The sequence below is a fragment of the Chryseobacterium sp. BLS98 genome, assembly GCF_001045445.1.
Lineage (GTDB): Bacteria > Bacteroidota > Bacteroidia > Flavobacteriales > Weeksellaceae > Chryseobacterium.
The window spans coordinates 368,509-386,938 of the sequence record NZ_LFNF01000003.1 but is presented as its reverse complement, the minus strand read 5'-3'; the positions used below and the strand labels follow the sequence as shown (position 1 = coordinate 386,938).

The following is an 18,430-nucleotide window of genomic DNA, read 5'->3' as shown; positions in this document are numbered from 1 at the left end:
TTTAAACTGAATACAGGATATTATTTAGGCTGAAGGATCAGTCTCAATCCTCTGCAGGTCTTTTACCGTAGGACCGGTCAGCATTTTTCCGTTGACATTAAATCTTGAACCATGGCACGGACAGTCCCAGCTTATTTCAGCACTGTTCCAACGGACTTCGCACTGGGCATGCGGGCACTCACTTTTGAGAATATGTACTTTAAAATCCCCAAAATGTAATAAAAAACCGCTGTAATCTCCACAGCGGTTACTTTATTCTTCAACTGGAATTTTACTTAAGTTGATAAGAGTTTCCGTCCCAAAGATAGGTTTTGGAGGATCGTTTTTTCTTTTCCTTGTCTTTATCATCCCTTTCCATTTCTTCAATTTTAAGGATAAATGCATTGGGAATTCCTCCTTTATCGTTAGGAAACACAAACTCTTCGGAATGGTAGTATACATCAGCATCGCCTACATTCATCAGCTGTGGCAGGGCAACCAGTTTTTTGTCTTTGAAAAGAACATACTGAGTATAGCTTGCAATTCCGCAGGCTTCCCCGGAAACCATAGCTTTAAGGGTCAGTTCCACATTCTGCAGCTTATGATTGCTTTCAATGGTGAAGGTGGCATAGCTCATCTCCTCACCTTTCCCGGTATCGAAGTACACTTCATCAATTAAACTGGTTCCTTCAATGACTTTTATCCCGGCAATGTTCTGCTTTACAGTTTCATTATACTCTTTATTTTTCCGGTCTACGGTTTTAGACAACCCAAAAAGAAAGTCGTACCCGTTTTTATTGCGGTAGCCAATACAAAGGTTGCCACCCCAGACATAACCTTCTAAGACCTGTTCCCCTTTCTGATAAGATATTTTATACCAGTTGGCGCCTCTTTCTCCTAGTCTCAGGACCGTTTCCTCCTTTTTAAGGATCATAACCTGCTGATTGGTCTGCAGCGAGTCAGTAGCCTGCGACTTTACATCCGGCTCCTTTCTTACTCTTGTCCAGTCTGTAAATATTTTCTGGGGCTTATTCTCTTCAAAGCCAAAAACTCCGTCCGGATAGGTCATGTTTTCTTCCTGGGCGGAAAAAAATTGCAGCAGCATCAAAAACAGAGCGGTTAGTAAAGATTTCATAGTTATATTGTGTTATTTTTCCAGTAGCAGGCTTACCCATTCTTCACGCTGCAGCTTCTTTTTAAGTTCCAAACCGCTTTCCCTGCAAACTTCCAGAATATCATCCACATCGAAGAAACAAAGTCCGGACAACAATAATTTTCCTCCTTCATTCATTACAGAAACATAGGTTGGAATATCAGAAATCAGGATATTTCTGTTGATATTGGCCAGAATGATATCAAAGTTTTCTTTACCTAAATTTTCTGCGGTTCCCAGCTCAATATCAAGCTCAACATTGTTTCTTGCTGCATTTTCTTTTGAATTTTCCACAGACCATTCATCAATATCAATCGCTTTTGTATCTCCTGCCCCTATCTGCTTTGCATAAATTGCCAGAACCGAAGTTCCACAGCCCATGTCCAGTACTTTTTTACCTTTAAAATCAATATCCATCATCTGCTGGATCATCAGGTGTGTGGTAGGATGGTGACCGGTTCCGAAAGACATTTTCGGCTGAATGATAATTTCATGCATTCCCGGTACGGATTCATGGAATTCGGCACGGATCATTACCTTATCATCAATATTGATAGGTGAAAAGTTCTTTTCCCATTCTTCATTCCAGTTGATGTTCGGCATTTCTTCGAACGTATAGCTGATCTGAACATTTTCGTTTTCAAAGATAGGAAGGGATTTCATATCTTCTTCTTTGAACAGTTCTTTCTGAATATATCCTAAAATTCCGTCAATTTCTTCGGTAAAGCTGTCAAAACCTATTTCAATAAGCTCTGCCATCAGAATCTCATTCCATGGCTGCAATGGAGAAATCTTGAAATTGAATTCTAAATAATTTTGCATGTAGTAAGTAATTTAGTGCAAAAATAAGGATGTTATTATTGTTAAAAAAATTGAAGTGACATGAGTATTGTTATTTTTGAGGATAATTATTTTGATTTTAATCGCAAGGGTGCAAATTTTTTAATAAGCTTGACATTTTTTAGACCGCAAAGGTGTCACACTTAGCAACGGGTGAGTTTTTTTATTTTGGCTATTATATTCATTAAAAAAGCGGGCTAAAGCCCGCTCCTATTGATATTTTACCGTTTTAATTACTATGGTCAACGATCTCGTATCACGAATCGTTACCAATAGCCCGCAACATCTATGGATTTGTAGAGAAAATAGAACCGTTCGCAATCAGCGCTCTTCTGTTCATCTTTAAAATATCTCTTACCCATTCTGCAAAATCTTCAGGCTGAAGTACTTTATCAGGGTTTCCGTCGGTAAGTCCTCCCTGGATGCTCATATCAGAAGCAATAGTGCTTGGCGTTAAAGTAATCACACGGATGTTCTGCTTTCTCCATTCTGCCATCATAGACTGCGACAGGGAAACTACGGCCGCTTTGGATGCTGCATAGGCCGACATATTGGGGCCACCCTTCAAACCCGCTGTAGAAGCCACATTTACAATATCTCCTTCTCCTTTAGCTTTCATAAACGGATACACTGCTTTTGCAGCATAGTATACTCCAAACAGATTGGTTTTAATGACCTGCTCCCAGGTTTCAGACGGCATTTCCTCAATAGTTCCAAAATCTCCGATCCCTGCATTGTTGACCAGAATATCAATCCCTCCCAATTGTTCTGCCAAAGATTCTATCCCGGCTTTTACCTGAATTTCATTATCTACAGAAAAAACTGCATAGGTTGAGTTCACGCCCAGCTTTTTGATTTCTTCAACCGTCATTTTAAGGTTTTCTTCATTTCTGCCCGTAATGGCAACATGTACTCCTTCATTGGCCAAAGCCAGCGCCACAGCTTTTCCCAGTCCTCTTCCGCCACCGGTTACGATGGCATTTTTTCCGCTTATATTCATAATACTATTGTTTCGTTGAGGCAAATTTACGAAAGAACATTTTTACAAGGCCCTTGGAAACCATATTTAATAGAATTTTAATAGCACGGAATCTTTTTAAACATAAAAAGGATAAAAGTTCACTTAAGTCCTAAGAAACTGGGGTATCATTCTACAAAAATTCGTTTGATCAAATTCCCCTCCTTTGGAGGGGTGGCGAAAATTCAAAGAATTTTTGACGGGGTGGTTTACAGGCACAACCATTTCAAATAAAAAAAAACAAAACCGGCTTATAAAAACCGGTTTCTGAATAGAAAGTATAGTAAAAAATAAAAAGCTATGGGATAAGAACTGCGTTCTGTACCTCGAATTCTTCTGAAGCCGTAAACTGATTTCCGTACATATCATAAGCTTTCACTTCAAGGGTATGTTTTCCTAAAGTCAGCTTCTTAGGGAAACCGGCAGTCCATATATGTTTTGATAATTCGGGATTAGAAGGTCTTTTGCCCGGAAAAAGGATTTGTGTTGAATCCCATTTAAACACGGAAAGAGCAAAATTCGGATCTACAGATTCGTCATATTCCATTTCTTCCCAGTTTCCGTTATCAATTCTGTATTCTACCTTATCTTTTTTACTTCCCATGAAGAAGTTAGCCAGGATTTTCGCAGACGTTTTTGAAGGAAAAGGAATCACTTTCGGAACATATAAATTGATCTGGTAATCATCCGGTTTTCCTGCTGTTTTGTATTTAACTTTATACTGATTGTCATTAAAGCTGATGAAAGAGTATCCTTTCGCCGTTCCGTCTCTCATAGTTGAAGTAGGCAATCCTATCTCATCGGATGTCCCTGACCACCAGTCGCCACAGGTAGTTCCCACATTGTATTCATGAAGGTCTTTTAAACCGTTCCAGCCTGCCTGTTTTCCATAGAAAATTTGTTGCTGAATGTGTGTATGTGCTGATAAAATCAGAGCATTCTTAAAAGGAGTCAGGTAATCGAATAATTTCTGACGGTCTGAGTTTCTGAAATTATCTTCGTTCTTATGCTCTAAAGGGATATGGAAAGAAACAACGATCAGTTTGTTTTTGTCAACCAGTTTCAGGTCGTTTTCAACAAATTTCAATTGGTCTTCACGGAAGCCGCCCCAGTATCCCTTACCATCTCTCGGGTCGGGATACAGAATATCATCCAGAATAATAAAGTGCACATTTCCATAATTGAAGGAATAATTGGCAGGACCGAAATTGGACTCAAAGGTTTCATCTGAAAAACGGTCTTCTTTGGCATCGTAATTCATATCGTGATTCCCCATGACGTTATACCACGGAAGCCCAACTTCTTTCATTACATCGGCATAAGGTTTCTGAAGACTGAGATTATCACCCACCAAATCTCCTAAACTGATTCCCAATACTGCATTTTTCTTAGTGCTTTTCACTTCATTCACTATCGCTCTTTTGAAATAGTCAAGCTCTTTTTCTGTGTAAGGCTGCGGGTCCCCGAAAACAAGAATATCAAAGTTTTTGCTTTCGTCTTTTTTATAAAGCGGGAAATTCAGTTCCTTCGGAAGTTCTCCTGTAGGTGCAGTTCCTTTGTACTTAAAATCAGCAGGTGAGCCTTTTGGCTTATGATGATAGTAAAATTGTGGAAGATTATTACCGTTCAAAGCAGTCTGGTATCCTGACGGCTTAATCACAAAGATCGTCTGGTCTTCCTGAACCGGCAGGCTGTATCTTCCGTTTTTATCGGTAAGGACCACCTGAACTCCATTGGAAACCGGAACCCCTTCAATTCCTTTTTCCCTCTTTTCTTTCTTCTGGTTTTTGTTACCGTCTTCAAACACATATCCTGAAACGGAATCCTGTGCAAACGCCATTGCCGAAACCAATACGCAAGGCATCAGAAGTTTTATCCTGATATTCATATCTTTTCTTAATTTTTATTTATTAATTCTTAGCTTATTTATTCCACCACATTTTTACATTGATATCATCACCGCCCATCTGCTGAACTGCAGCCTGATAATTGGCCGTATTCAAAACTTTAGGATTGGGCGGATACATTAACCTGCTTGGCATAGCACTCCCGTTCAGAAGACCTCCATTATTAGGAAGTACAGGGAATCCGGTTCTTCTTTTTTCAAACCACTGCTGCTGGTCCACAAAGAAAAGTGCCACATATTTCTGAAGCATGATCCTTTCCATCTCAGGCTTATAAGCCACGCTGGCATTGCTGAAATAATTGGCCGGCATTACAGCTCCCCACTGTTCAATGGCTGCTTTTACTCCATTCTCGTAATACGCCTGTGCACTTCCCTGGATAATTCCTTTGAAAGCAAGCTCAGACAAAATAAACTGAAGCTCGGCATACGGATATACAAGGATTTTCAAAGGTGCCTTGGCAAGATTCTGATTAAGGTTGGAGGGCTGATAGTCGAAGGTGGTTCCAAAAGCATACCCGGAAGGCGCTCCTTTATAGCCTATGTTTACATTGTTCAAATCTTTTGCCTGCGAAAAGAACATGGCTAAACGCGGATCGTTGTTGGCTTTCAGTGTTGTTACAAAAAACTCTGAGGCTGCTCTTCCCGTAGTAAAATCCTGAGGTCTGGCAATAGGCGGCATCAGAGGAGAAACTCCCGTGATATCCAGTTTCGCACCATCTGCATTACTTTGAAAAACAGGATATACAGTGGGATTACCGATGATCTCCTGAATTCTTGTGTAAACATTCACTTCGCCGTTTTTACTTAAAATCCTTGTCAGCAGCCTTAAGGAAAGTGAATTACAGAATTTTTTCCAGTTGATAATTCCGTTCGCGTCTGATTCGGCTTTATAAAACAGGTCATTTCCTGCAAGGACTTTGTTGGTAATAAAAAGGGAATTGGCTGTTTTCAGATCATCCAGAAGCTGCACGTAAATATCTTTTTGCTTGTCAAATTTAGGCTGCAAAATCCCTTCATCCAGTTTGGAAGCTTCAGAGAAAGGAATATCACCATACGTATCGGTAAGGTTGGAATAGATCCAGGCATTCAGTACCAAAGCAATGGCTTCATAGTTTTTATCTCCTTCTTCAACAGCGGCTCTTTTCAGGTCATCAACCTGCTTCAGCCAGCGGTAAGAATTATTCCAGAATCCGGCACCTGTATTTTCAGTGATGTAGTAACGGCTCAGCGAGTTTCCTTCATTCGGGAAGTCCAAAGACACCTGCATAAGGTCAAATGTAAAATCATTGGCCCTGTTATAGCCTACTGCAGCCATATTATACTGGATAGGAACCAGTAATGAGCTTGCCACCGGCTTATTGATCCGGCTCTGGTCTTTATTGATCTCATCAAGGCTTCTGTCACACGACACTGTGGTTCCCAAAAGCATGAGAAATGAAGATATATAGATAAGTTTTTTCATTGTTCTGATTTTTAAAATTTAACGTTTAACTGTATCCCGACTGTTCTTGAAGATGGTAGCTGCCCCATTTCTATCCCCGGAGTAATGGTAGAATCATCAAGGGTTGCCGCTTCGGGATCAAACAATGGGAATTTCGTCCACATCCACAGATTTCTTCCGAATAAGGCAAGGGTAATATCTGTCACCTTCAAAGGATCAACAATTGATTTAGGGAATGAATAGGAAATTCTGGCATCTCTAAGCTTGATAAACGAGGTATCGAATGAATTGGTTTCCACATTGGCTCTTCTGTAATAATCGCCATAATAGGTAGGCACAGGAACTCCTTTTGTGTTCGGTGAAAAGCTTCCGTCAGGATTCTGAACCACTCCCTGCCCTACAATCAGCCCATTCGGATTATCTCTTCCCCAAAGGGTGTGCTCAAGTTTCCCCTGCTCGGACATTTTGTGGTGGGACTGGGAATAGGCTATCCCTTTGTACTGCCCGTCAAATGAGAAGCTTAACGTAATATTTTTATATTTAAATTCATTCTGAAGACCCGCTCTCCATTTTGGATAGGCATTTCCTATCTTTTTCATCTCCGTTGGTTTTGCCGTCAGTCCGTCGCTGCCGTATATGACCTGTCCATCCGGAGAATACATCAGGCCATAACCGTACATATCTCCCAGCGAACCGCCTACTACAGCATTGTAATACACCACACCGCCTACACTTCCAATGGTATAAGGTTCACCGTGGAATTCTTCAGGAAGGGAAAGGATTTTATTCCTGTTCATGGACCAGTTGGCGCTTACATTCCAGGAGAAGTTTTTATTCTTGACCGGATAAGCATTTAAGGTCATTTCAATTCCTCTGTTTCTGATCTCGCCGGCGTTAATAATCCTTTTGTTATAGCCTACTTCATACAATACGGGGATTACAATAGTCTGATTTTTGGAATTGTTCTGATACGCCGTGATATTAAAGTTTAATCTGCTTTTAAGGATCGTAAAATCCATTCCGCCTTCAATATTGGTGATCATTTCAGGCTTCAGATCAGGATTGGGATACAGCAAAGGAGATTCCACGGAACCGGTAAATGAGCTGTTTTCATAGTATTTATCCAGCATATAATTGTAGGTATCATTTCCTACTTTTGACCATGAAAGTCTCAGTTTCCAGAAGTTAAACTGGTCTGATTTCATTTTAAAAATATCAGACAGGATAAAAGATGATGACACGGACGGGTAGAAATAAGACCTGTTGTGCTTAGGAAGTGTACTGCTCCAGTCATTTCTGGCCGTAACATCTACAAAAACAAGGTCTTTATAGCTGAAATTCGCGAGTGCATACATACTGTTCACCTGATTGTCATTAGGCTTCGGAAGCTTATTATCCAGTGCGATGGCGTTGGTCAGCTGGTATACTCCTGCTTTATTAAGTCCTATTGCTCTGTAATCGCTCATGGTCTGCTCATAATACCTTATGTTTCCTCCGGCAGAAGCAGTTACGCCAAAGTCCCCGAACTTATTTTTATAAGTGAATAAAATGTCATTATTCAGGTCTAAATATCTGATGTACTGCTCCCTGTAATAGCCTTTCAGGTAATTGGCAGAACTCCAGGGTCTTCTCTGGGTACGGAACTCATTGCTCCATTCCAGACCGGATTTGAAAGCAACATCAAAGTTTTTTGTAAACTGGTAATTCAGGTTAAGATTTCCGGTAATAATCCTCTTGTTTGTGGAATTCAGGTTCTCATAAGCAATAATGTACGGATTGTCAATATATGAGCTGAATGGATGGATCTGGTCTACCTGTTCCTGTCCGTTCTTCCAGATAGGTCTGTACCACTCCAGATCTACGTTTGGATTCTGGAAAATCATGAAATAGGAAATCGACTGGTTGTTGTACCCTGTAGCCGGAAGGTTATCACTTTTGGTCTGGCTGAAATTCAACTTGGTTCCCACTCTTAATCTGCTGCTCATCTTATGATCAACGGAAACTGCTGCATTCAGCCTGTCAAAGCCTGTATTCGGCATCATCCATTCATTTTTAAGATAAGAAATAGATGATCTGAAGGCCGTGTTTTCATTGGAATGTTCTAAGGATAAACTGTTTGAGTAGGTGCTTCCTGTCTGCCAGAAATCTTTGATGTTATTTTTATAAGGTCTCCAGAGCTGTCTTTCTTTACTTTGCCCCTGTACTGTGGGATCGTACTGAAAATAATACTGTCCGTCAAATTTAGGTCCGAAGGCGCTGCTGGTAGATCCTGTGTTCACTCCGTCCGGAGAAGCTCCGTATGAGTAATAATAGTTACCATTTTTATCTTTCTGCATCGTTCCCTGCCCGTACTCATATTGGTAATCCGGCCATTTGAGAACACTGTCAAAGCTGGTATAGGAGTTTAAGGTAATCTGTATTTTTCCTTTTTTTGTTTTTCCGGATTTGGTGGTGATCATAATGGCTCCCCTGGAACCTCTGGAACCGTACAATGCGGATGCACTCGGTCCTTTCAGGACAGTAACAGATTCAATATCATCCGGGTTGATACTGTTATAACTGTCCCCGTAATCGATAGGTAGATCTCCTCCCGAACCGGCGCCGTATGCCGAAGTTCCGGTTCCTGTTTTTTTGTCACTTAAAGGAACACCGTCTACAACGATCAGCGCCCCGTTATTTCCCATGTTCATAGAAACGTCTCCACGGAGTGTTATACGGCTGGTACCCAATGGTCCCGCTCCTGCGGTCTGAACTTTCAGCCCGGCCACTTTTCCTTCCAATGACTGAGCCCAGTTGTTATTCTGGGTTTTGAGAATCTCTTCTGATTTAACGGTCTGGGTAGAGTACCCCAAAGACTTATCCTGTCTTTTGATGCCCAAGGCGGTTACCACCACCTCATCAATGCCTTTAACAGTATCTTTTTTTACTTTCTGCTGAGCTGCCAGATTGACGCTGACTAATCCCAACAGCGACAATACAAGCAGTTTTTGTGTCTCTTTACGCATATCCTTTTTGTTTGCGCAAAATTAAAACGACATTATGGCTATGGTTTTAACACGGTCTTAACATTTATTAAAATATTATTAAACAAAATATGAACATAAGTTTAACATATAATATAAATCATTGATAAACAACAGCTTAAACAATTAATAATTTTTAATATCATTTTACAGATTCATTCTTGTATCTTTATTGTCTTTCTCTGAGAAAATAAGAAAAACCTTTAAACAGGAGAAATATACTTACTTCAAATCGTTACCTAAAGTTTTCTTTAACGCAAAGGTTTAATTTTGCAGTGCGGACTTGAGAATGCAAAGAAGGAATCAATCTTCGATTGATTTGACTGAGAACGTATTATCCTATGTTTTTATATTATATAAAAAGCCTGCCCCTAAAAAGAGACAGGCTGTACATTTAAAAATCTGCTTTATTTTAGGCAAATCTGTTATTTATTCTTTAACTGATCAGGAATATTAGTGGTTACAAAACCTATCCCCTGTTTTTTCAGCTCTTCATAAACTGCCGGATCATTTACTGTCCATGAGTTAGTGATAAGGCCTAAAGTTTTTGCTTCGGCGATCCATGTAGGATTTTTCTGGAAAACACTGTAATGATAGTCCATTCCGTCAAGACCTTCGTTTTTGATCTGCTCAGGAGAGAGTTCACCGTTCAGATACTGTACTTTGAATTTCGGCTCCAGCTTTTTGATCTGTTTGCAGATGTTTAGGCTGAAAGAGATGTATTCAGCCTGGCCTTCAAGCTTCATATCCCTGATCATTTTCAGGGTTTTCTGAGTGATCTCGTTTTCTATTTCCGGAGTTTTGGCAGGCTTGATCTCAACAATAAGCTTTAATGAGGGATCTTTTTTGCCTTGCTTCAGGTAATCTTTTAAGGTTGGAAACTTTTCTCCATTAGACAGCTTCACTGCTTCCAGTTCTTTGAAAGAAGTTTCAGAGATTTCCATTTCACCATGATGCTCATCATGATTAATGACAAGAACACCGTCTTTGGTCATTCTTACGTCAAACTCCGATCCGTATATCCTTAATTTCTGGGCATTTTCCAAAGACTTCACAGAATTCTCCGTAGTGGTCGGCTGGGCCTGGAAAAAGCCTCTGTGTGCAATTATCTGGGTTTGTGCCTTCATTACAACTGTGCTTAAAACTGCTAACCCTAAGATATATTTTTTCATAATATAATTTTGATAAATTAATAAAAAACTTAAAAACGTTTGATAAAGGTAGTGTTTAAATGTTAAAAACTATATTTGGCCCCGATCTGGATCTGGTAAGGATTCCCTGAAAGAGGTGCCAATCCGCTTGTATTTTTCACATACTCAAACTGTTTGGTCTCCTGGTTGAATTTTGTTACTCTGTAAAGCGCCATATTTCCATAAGATTTATTTACTCCCCATTCTTTATTAAGAAGATTGGCTACGTTAAAAATATCTACAGAAAGTTCAAATGCTCCAATCTTTTCAAATTTAATTTTTTTGGCAACACGAACATCCCATACGCCGTAGAAGCCATTTTTACCACCATTACGTTCTGCAATGGCATTGTTATATTTTGCAACATAATCTTTCAGGGCCTGTCCTACTTCAGGATCATTAAGAAGGGGCTGGGTAATGATTTCCGGGAAAATGTAGGCAAGATCGTTGGAATCTACAAAATCCCCGTTGATATTTCCTCCTGCAGTTACCGAGAAACGTGTTCCACCGATTCCTGAATAACGAACTCCCAGTGTAAATCCTGCAATGGTAGGCGAGTTACCGTAAACTACGATTTTATTCCTGAACTGGTTGTCAGAATAACCCATTCTTAAATCTCTAGGATCGCTCTGAACCGGAGTGGAAAGGGTTGCTGAATTGGCTACGTTTCCGTTGTATGAAGTGTTGTCTTTGATATCAGACCAGGTATAACTTGCCGTAATCTCCCCGTCTTTCCAGTAACGGTAACTGGTATCCACCACGAATGAATACTGATTGACTTTACCCTCACTTACAAGCTCAAGTACTCTTCCGAATTTTTTATTGATTCTTCCCTCTTTCCAGTCGATACTCACACTTTTATTATCGTTATTGATAATGGTACCGGCAGGCACATACACCCCTCTACCATCTTCATTGGCTAAAGTGAAAAACGGGTTGGCCACCATGTTTCTGTCATAGTAGAAATAATTGTTTCTTCCCAGCGCCATATATCCTGCGATTCCAGCTCTGAATCTTTCGTTAAAGAAGTGAGTATAGGAGATATTCGCTTTATAAACAATTGGAATTTTTGCATCTTTTCCTGTGTAATTGATGGTAGGGATCTGATACTGTGAAAGTGAAGGAACCGTTCCGTAGTCATTTCTGTACGCAGGAAAATCAGGGATCAACCCAATTTTAGTAGGATTCACATCTACTGTTGCCAGATGATTTCCATCAAATACAAGGTTGTTAATGATCATATAGTTGTTGATATCCGAAGAGAAAATTCCTGCCCCGAATTTTACGAAATCTTTATTTCCTTCATTAATATTCCAGTCAAACTGAAATCTCGGCTGAATGACAAAAGATTTGATCTGGTTATCTGTTCTGATCCCCATTTCGTCATAAAGCTTCTGATTGAATTGAGCTTTCGGATACCCTCCATAGTCGAATCTTAATCCAGCCATGAAGTCAAGGCCTGTTGTTATTTTAGTTTGAATCTGTCCGTATATTCCTGCATTCCAGATACTGGATTTTACAGACGGGTCCTCCATCAAAGGAACTTCCCTGTAGAACCGGTAAGGGGTAAGATTGGCGAAATTTGTCATTCCCTGGAACTGGAATCTTCCGTTCACTTCACTTCCGTAGATGGATTTCGATCTGGTGTACATAATGTCTGCACCAAAAGTATATTTAATCTTATCTGTGTTATAATACAAGTTATCTACAATCTGGAATACATTATTTCTAAAACCTTCCTGACCGAAACGGTGTCCTCCGATCTGAATATTAGTCGATCCAACACTGGAGGCAACCCCTTCTACAACAGCTCTTGGAACCGGATGTCCCAACTCATTGTTTTGGTAGCTGTCCTGGAAGGTATATAAATACTGTGCTTTTAATTCATTCGTGATATTTGGTTTAACGTTTGTTCTTAAAGTCAGGAGCAAGCTGTTATCCAGGTTTTTATCGTTCCCATAAGATTCAAAGAAATTGATATTGGTATTATCACCAAGACCGTTTTTATTAAGATCGTAAGTAAAGTTATTTCTAAGCGTTAACAAGTTTTTTTCGTTGATCTGCCAGTCTAAACGAAGGAATCCTGCATCTGAATTTCTTACTTTGTCAAAACTTCCGAACTGCGGGGTATTTCCTACCCCATATTTTGACCTTGCAATATCTAAAAACTGGTTCAGGGTCTGGGTAGTTGTATTAAATCTCTTCTCATCTTCCGGAGACTTGATATCCGCAATGATCAGCGGTCTTGAATCCAGCTGGTGATCCCACGCCACAAAGAAGTGCAGTTTATTTTTAATAATCGGTCCGCCCAATGAAAATCCGAACTGGGAAGTAGAGAAATCATTCTCTCTTTTGTTTCCTCTGATATCATACGGGCTGGAAAGCCAGTTTGTCCTTAGATATTCCCAGGCACTTCCTGAAAATTTATTCGTCCCGGATTTAGTAACAGCACTTACCGTACCTCCACCGCTTCTTCCCAGCGTTACATCATACTGATTGGTGGTAATTTTAAATTCACGGACAGCTTCAATAGAAATAGAAAACGGGGCACCACTTCTGCTGGTTGTAGACCCTGCTGAGGTTGGATTTTTAGCCGTCATCCCATCAATCGTAAAGTTGGTTGAAGATCCTAGCTGGCCGGAAAGGTTTCCTCCTTTTCCGCTTAGCGGGGAAAGCTCAGTAAGGTTGGTAAAGTTTCTTCCGTTTACCGGCAGCATGCTGATATTTTTTGCCGAAATAGCTGTAGCCGCTCCGAGGTTTCCGATCTTGTTTTTCAGATTTCCGGTAACAACCACCTCTTCTATCTGCTTTTCGCTGCCACCCAGGCTCATATTGACGGTCACCTGATCTCCAAAATTGACGTTATACCCTTCTTTCTTTTCCTCGTTCACCATAACCGTATAAGGCCCGCCCAAAGGAATTTCTTTGAAAATGTATTCCCCTTTCGAGTTGGTCTCCGTTTCCGTCCTGAACCCTGTAGACTCGTTCACGATCGTTACTTTCACTTTTTCCTGAGCAGTGCTGCCCAGCCCGGTTACTTTTCCCACAATAGAGGCCTGCGTAGTCTGCGCATAAGCCAGTGTTCCAAATCCCAAAAACAATAATCCTAGTACAATCTTTACTTTTCTCATCTCTTCAAATTAGATGTGCAAAGGTATTTTGACTTTGTCCACTACCTGTTTAAGGGAGTTTTAACAAATTTTCAATTAAATCATAACGTTATGTTAAATTAATTTAAACAAGTGTTTTAAAATAAAGATAATCAGCAACTTATAACATATTACAGTATTTTAATATGTCTATAATATTTAATTATGGTATTTTTTAATGAAATTAGTTTAGCTATTTTTGCTCAAAAGATAGAAAGCAATGCCTGAAAACATACAGCAAAAAATAGAACAGCTCCGGAAAGAGCTTCACCAGCATAACGAAAATTATTACCTTCTGGATGCAGCCACCATCTCTGATTATGATTTTGATATGCTGCTGGAAGAGCTTCGTGACCTGGAGGCAAAGCATCCGGAATTTTATGATGAAAACTCGCCTACCGTACGTGTAGGAGGCGGGATCACCAAGGTTTTCCCTACCATTCAACATAAATTCAGAATGTATTCCCTGGATAATTCTTATGATTCTGATGATCTTGAAGACTGGGAGAAAAGAATCATCAAGACGATCAATGATCCGGTGGAATTTGTTGCGGAACTGAAATATGACGGTGCTTCTATTTCTATCCTGTATGAAAACGGAAAACTGGTTCAGGCCGTAACACGTGGTGATGGCTTCCAGGGAGATGAAATTACTGCCAACGTCCGAACTATCTCGGATATCCCTCTTACTTTGAAGGGTGATTTTCCTACCCATTTTTTTATGAGAGGTGAAATTTATCTGACCCGTAAAAACTTTGATAAGATCAATAAACTGCGTGAAGAAGAAGGCCTGGATCCTTTCATGAATCCAAGAAATACAGCCAGCGGAAGTTTAAAAATGCAGGACAGCGGCGAAGTAAGAAAACGCGGACTGTCATCCGTACTTTATCAGTTTATCTCTGATGATGTTCCTGCACAGAGTCACTGGGAACTGCTTCAGAAAGCTCAAAGCTGGGGTTTTAAGACTTCACAGCAAGCCAAGCTCTGTACAACAATGGATGAGGTGAAAGAGTTCATCAGTTTCTGGGATACAGAACGGCATAACCTTCCTTTTGAGATTGATGGAATTGTTTTAAAAGTGAATTCTTTGCAACAGCAAAGACAGCTTGGTTACACGGCAAAATCTCCAAGGTGGGCTATGGCTTATAAGTTTAAAGCCGAAAAGGTAGAAACCCAGCTTCAGACTGTTACTTACCAGGTGGGAAGAACGGGTGCGATTACCCCGGTAGCTAATCTGAAACCTGTTTTACTGGCCGGAACGATCGTGAAAAGGGCTTCTCTCCACAACGAGGATATCATTAAAAAACTGGATCTGCACGAACACGATTTTGTTTATGTGGAAAAAGGCGGTGAAATTATCCCCAAAATTGTAGGCGTCAATACTGAAAAAAGAACTGAAGAAAGCAAAGAAATAGAATACATCAAGCACTGCCCTGAATGTGGTACCGAGCTTGTAAAAATAGAAGACCAGGCCATCCATTTCTGCCCGAATGATCTTCACTGTCCGCCTCAGGTAGTGGGAAGAATGATCCATTACGTTTCCAGAAAGGCCTTGAACATCGAAAACCTGGGAAGCGAAACTATCGAACAGCTTTACAGGGAACAGTTAATTGAAAATCCGGCTGATTTTTATGCTTTAACGAAAGAGCAGATCCTTCCGTTGGAAAGAATGGCAGAAAAATCTGCACAGAATATTATTTCGGGGATTGAAAAGTCGAAAGAAATTCCTTTTGAAAAGGTCCTGTACGGAATCGGGATCAAGCATGTGGGAGAAACTGTGGCCAAGAAGCTGGTGAAAAATTTCGCCACTATTGATGAACTTAAGGCCGCCACTGTAGAGGAGCTCTGCCAGGTGGAAGATATTGGTGCCAAGATCGCAATAAGCATCGTGGAATTCTTCAGCAACCCGGAAAATATCCTGATGATCGAACGCCTGAAATCTTACGGTGTACAGCTTGAAAAGGGAGAAAGCACGAATGAAATCCTGTCGAATATTCTGGAAGGAAAAGCTTTTCTCTTCACAGGAAAATTATCTTTGTTTACCCGGGAGCAGGCAGAGGAAATGGTAGAAAAGCACGGCGGAAAGAATATTTCTGCGGTCTCTAAAAACCTCAATTTCCTGGTAGTAGGCGAAAAGGCCGGAAGCAAGCTGAAAAAAGCCCAGGATATTGGAACTATTACCATTCTTGATGAACAGGAATTCCTGGATCTGATAGAGAAACAGTAATGCCTTAAAAAATAAAAAATAAACCATTGAGATTTAATTTCAATGGTTTATTTTTGTTTTTTCACGACGAAAAGAATAATAAACTAATAAAACTAATCCATGAAAAAAATCTACTTTATCTTCCTGATAATTCTATATGCTGTATGTCAGGCACAGATTATTACTTTTCCTGACAGTAATCTGAAAACAAAATTGTTAGCCGCAAGTACTGCAAATAATATTGCACAGGATATCAACAATAATAATATTAAAATTGACACGAATTTAAATAATGAGATTGAGGTAAGTGAGGCGCTCAGTGTTTATAATTTAAATCTTGGCAATTCCCCTAACCAACTAACAAACCTTATTACAAATCTTTCAGGAATTGAAACATTTACCAATCTGAAGTATTTAAATATTGACTATAACAATGTAACAACAGTAGATGCAACCCCTTTCTCTAATTTGGAGATATTACATGTTTCTTTTAATCCAATCACGTCATTAAGTGCCAATAATCTGCTTCAATTGAAATGGCTTTGGTGCCGTTCTAATCAATTAACTTCTTTAGATATTTCCAATCTGCCTAATCTGGAAGATTTCCGATGCTCAGGCAATCAATTAACTTCTTTAAATCTTAGTAACAAGCCTCATTTAAAGCTTTTATATTGTGCACAAAATAATCTGGGCTCTCTTAATGTAACCGGCTTAATAAACTTGGAACATTTAGACTTTAGCCAAAATCCTATTTCTTCTATTAATTTATCTGGAATTACAAAGCTAAAAGCTTTCAGTTCGATGTATACCAATATCCAGACCGTTGACCTGAATGCCCAGTATAATCTAAAAACAATTATGGTTGGGAATAATCCTTCTCTGCAATACGTTTTTATGAAGAACGGAAGCTATGAGGATGCCCGAAATTTCCAGAGTGTTCCTAATTTAAAATATGTCTGTATAGATACCAATAATTACCTTGAGCCTCATTATATGCAGCTGCACGCAGTGGAAGGTGGTAATAATTTTACAGTTAATTCCTATTGTAATTTTACACCAGGTGGAACTGTTTATACCATTCAGGGAAATACAAAGCATGATTTTAACGGCAACGGCTGCGATAGTAATGATTTAAATAAGTCTTTCCAGAAGTTCAATATTGTAGGAAGTGGCGGTATTGGAAGTCTGACTGCTGATAATTCGGGCAATTATCAGCTGCCTGTACAAACTGGTTCTCATACTATAACCCCTGTCATTGAGAATCCTGCTTATTTCAATATTTCGCCTCAGAGTATGAGTGTAAATTTCCCAAGTCAAGCCACGCCGTTTACTCAAAATTTCTGTCTTACAGCTAATGGTGTACACCATGATTTAGAAACAGTTATCTTCCCTGTCACCATTGCCCGTCCGGGTTTTGATGCACAGTACAAGATTCTTTATAAAAACAAAGGTACATCCGTGCAATCGGGAACCCTTGTTTTCAATTACAATAATACCATAATGAATATTTTAAGTTCTTCGGTGGCTCCGAATTCACAGTCACCGGGAACCCTGAACTGGAACTTCAGTAACCTTCTTCCTTTTGAAACAAGAGAAATCACTGTAACCGTTCACCTAAATACCCCAACTCAAACGCCACCTCTGAACAGCGGCGCTATTCTTCAATATAATAGCCAAATCAATGGGGCTCAAGATGATACTCCGGCGGATAATACCTTTGTGTTGAATCAAACGGTTGTCAATTCTTTTGACCCGAATGATAAAACATGCCTGGAAGGAACCTTAATTTCTCAGGCGAAAGTTGGAGATTACGTACATTATATGATCAGATTTGAAAACACAGGAACCGCCAATGCTCAGAATATTGTGGTAAAAGATGAAATTGATACTTCCAAATATGATGTATCTACTCTGGTTGCCCTGAATGGAAGTCACAGCTTTGTAACCAGAACTACAGGAAACAATGTGGAATTTATATTTGAAAACATTCAACTGCCATTTGATGACGCCAATAACGACGGATATGTCTCTTTCAAAATCAAAACAAAATCTACTTTAGCAGCTGGTGACAGCTTCAGTAATAAGGCGAATATCTATTTTGATTATAACGCACCGATCATCACTAATACCTATACCACAACGGTACAGAATATTCTGGCTGCATCTGAAGTAATCAATACCAAAAATGATTTCAGCATTTATCCAAATCCTGTTCAGGATATTCTGTACATCAGATCGAATGACGAAGTGACCAAGGCCGAGATCTATGACGCAACCGGAAGAATCCTTCGCACCACGGGTGTAAAGAACAATTCCGTAAGCGTTTCCGACCTCAAAACAGGAAATTATATTATCAAAATATTCACGAAGAGCAAAACAATGACCTATCAATTTATTAAAGCCTAATTTTTTTGACTTCGAATTTTACAAAGGCCGTCTCATTTTCTGAGATGGTCTTTTTATTGCCCACAGGTGAAATAACCCGTCTAATCTTTAATGATGTACAGCTTCAGCTAAAATTTAAA

10 protein-coding genes and 1 pseudogene are annotated in these 18,430 nt (G+C 39.7%); 2 read left to right on the top strand and 9 right to left on the bottom strand.

Annotation, left to right across the window (positions count from 1 at the left end; translation table 11 throughout):
* Positions 1-24: 24 nt before the first annotated feature.
* From ACM40_RS20280 to ACM40_RS12890, 9 genes and pseudogenes are all read right to left on the bottom strand, one after another.
* A pseudogene (locus tag ACM40_RS20280) lies at positions 25-195 on the bottom strand (Rieske 2Fe-2S domain-containing protein); the annotation flags it as partial.
* Positions 196-271: 76 nt separating this feature from the next.
* On the bottom strand, positions 272-1,114 hold the full coding sequence (locus tag ACM40_RS12925; protein WP_048503201.1) for an SH3 domain-containing protein: 843 nt from the start codon (positions 1,112-1,114) through the stop codon (positions 272-274).
* A 12-nt stretch (positions 1,115-1,126) separates the two neighbouring features.
* Positions 1,127-1,954, bottom strand: a complete 828-nt coding sequence (gene prmA, locus ACM40_RS12920) for a 50S ribosomal protein L11 methyltransferase (protein WP_048503200.1) — start codon at positions 1,952-1,954, stop codon at positions 1,127-1,129.
* 304 nt (positions 1,955-2,258) lie between these two features.
* Positions 2,259-2,972, bottom strand: coding sequence for a 3-ketoacyl-ACP reductase (locus ACM40_RS12915; RefSeq protein ID WP_048503199.1), 714 nt, complete (start codon positions 2,970-2,972; stop codon positions 2,259-2,261).
* Positions 2,973-3,288: 316 nt separating this feature from the next.
* The gene (locus ACM40_RS12910) at positions 3,289-4,854 is read right to left on the bottom strand and encodes a calcineurin-like phosphoesterase C-terminal domain-containing protein (RefSeq protein ID WP_083996883.1); all 1,566 of its coding nucleotides are present in this window, start codon (positions 4,852-4,854) and stop codon (positions 3,289-3,291) included.
* 58 nt (positions 4,855-4,912) lie between these two features.
* Positions 4,913-6,358 (bottom strand): SusD/RagB family nutrient-binding outer membrane lipoprotein, encoded by a 1,446-nt coding sequence (locus ACM40_RS12905; RefSeq protein WP_117614869.1) that lies wholly within the window; start codon positions 6,356-6,358, stop codon positions 4,913-4,915.
* Between the two features lie 11 nt (positions 6,359-6,369).
* Positions 6,370-9,342 (bottom strand): SusC/RagA family TonB-linked outer membrane protein, encoded by a 2,973-nt coding sequence (locus ACM40_RS12900; protein WP_048503197.1) that lies wholly within the window; start codon positions 9,340-9,342, stop codon positions 6,370-6,372.
* 443 nt (positions 9,343-9,785) lie between these two features.
* On the bottom strand, positions 9,786-10,532 hold the full coding sequence (locus ACM40_RS12895; protein WP_048503196.1) for a glycerophosphodiester phosphodiesterase family protein: 747 nt from the start codon (positions 10,530-10,532) through the stop codon (positions 9,786-9,788).
* A 62-nt stretch (positions 10,533-10,594) separates the two neighbouring features.
* Positions 10,595-13,681 carry a TonB-dependent receptor gene (locus ACM40_RS12890; RefSeq protein WP_048503195.1) on the bottom strand — a complete coding sequence of 1,029 codons (3,087 nt, stop codon included), beginning with the start codon at positions 13,679-13,681 and terminating at the stop codon, positions 10,595-10,597.
* A 238-nt stretch (positions 13,682-13,919) separates the two neighbouring features.
* Between ACM40_RS12890 and ligA the strand changes: the two genes are divergently transcribed.
* The gene (ligA, locus tag ACM40_RS12885; protein ID WP_048503194.1) at positions 13,920-15,926 is read left to right on the top strand and encodes an NAD-dependent DNA ligase LigA; all 2,007 of its coding nucleotides are present in this window, start codon (positions 13,920-13,922) and stop codon (positions 15,924-15,926) included.
* 99 nt (positions 15,927-16,025) lie between these two features.
* Positions 16,026-18,311 carry a T9SS type A sorting domain-containing protein gene (locus tag ACM40_RS12880; RefSeq protein WP_048503193.1) on the top strand — a complete coding sequence of 762 codons (2,286 nt, stop codon included), beginning with the start codon at positions 16,026-16,028 and terminating at the stop codon, positions 18,309-18,311.
* Positions 18,312-18,430: the final 119 nt, after the last annotated feature.

Coding starts and splice junctions, on each gene's coding strand:
- ACM40_RS12925 (WP_048503201.1), bottom strand. CDS start 1,114: ATGAAATCTTTACTAACCGCTCTGTTTTTGATGCTGCTGCAATTTTTT.
- prmA (WP_048503200.1), bottom strand. CDS start 1,954: ATGCAAAATTATTTAGAATTCAATTTCAAGATTTCTCCATTGCAGCCA.
- ACM40_RS12915 (WP_048503199.1), bottom strand. CDS start 2,972: ATGAATATAAGCGGAAAAAATGCCATCGTAACCGGTGGCGGAAGAGGA.
- ACM40_RS12910 (WP_083996883.1), bottom strand. CDS start 4,854: ATGCCTTGCGTATTGGTTTCGGCAATGGCGTTTGCACAGGATTCCGTT.
- ACM40_RS12905 (WP_117614869.1), bottom strand. CDS start 6,358: ATGAAAAAACTTATCTATATATCTTCATTTCTCATGCTTTTGGGAACC.
- ACM40_RS12900 (WP_048503197.1), bottom strand. CDS start 9,342: ATGCGTAAAGAGACACAAAAACTGCTTGTATTGTCGCTGTTGGGATTA.
- ACM40_RS12895 (WP_048503196.1), bottom strand. CDS start 10,532: ATGAAAAAATATATCTTAGGGTTAGCAGTTTTAAGCACAGTTGTAATG.
- ACM40_RS12890 (WP_048503195.1), bottom strand. CDS start 13,681: ATGAGAAAAGTAAAGATTGTACTAGGATTATTGTTTTTGGGATTTGGA.
- ligA (WP_048503194.1), top strand. CDS start 13,920: ATGCCTGAAAACATACAGCAAAAAATAGAACAGCTCCGGAAAGAGCTT.
- ACM40_RS12880 (WP_048503193.1), top strand. CDS start 16,026: ATGAAAAAAATCTACTTTATCTTCCTGATAATTCTATATGCTGTATGT.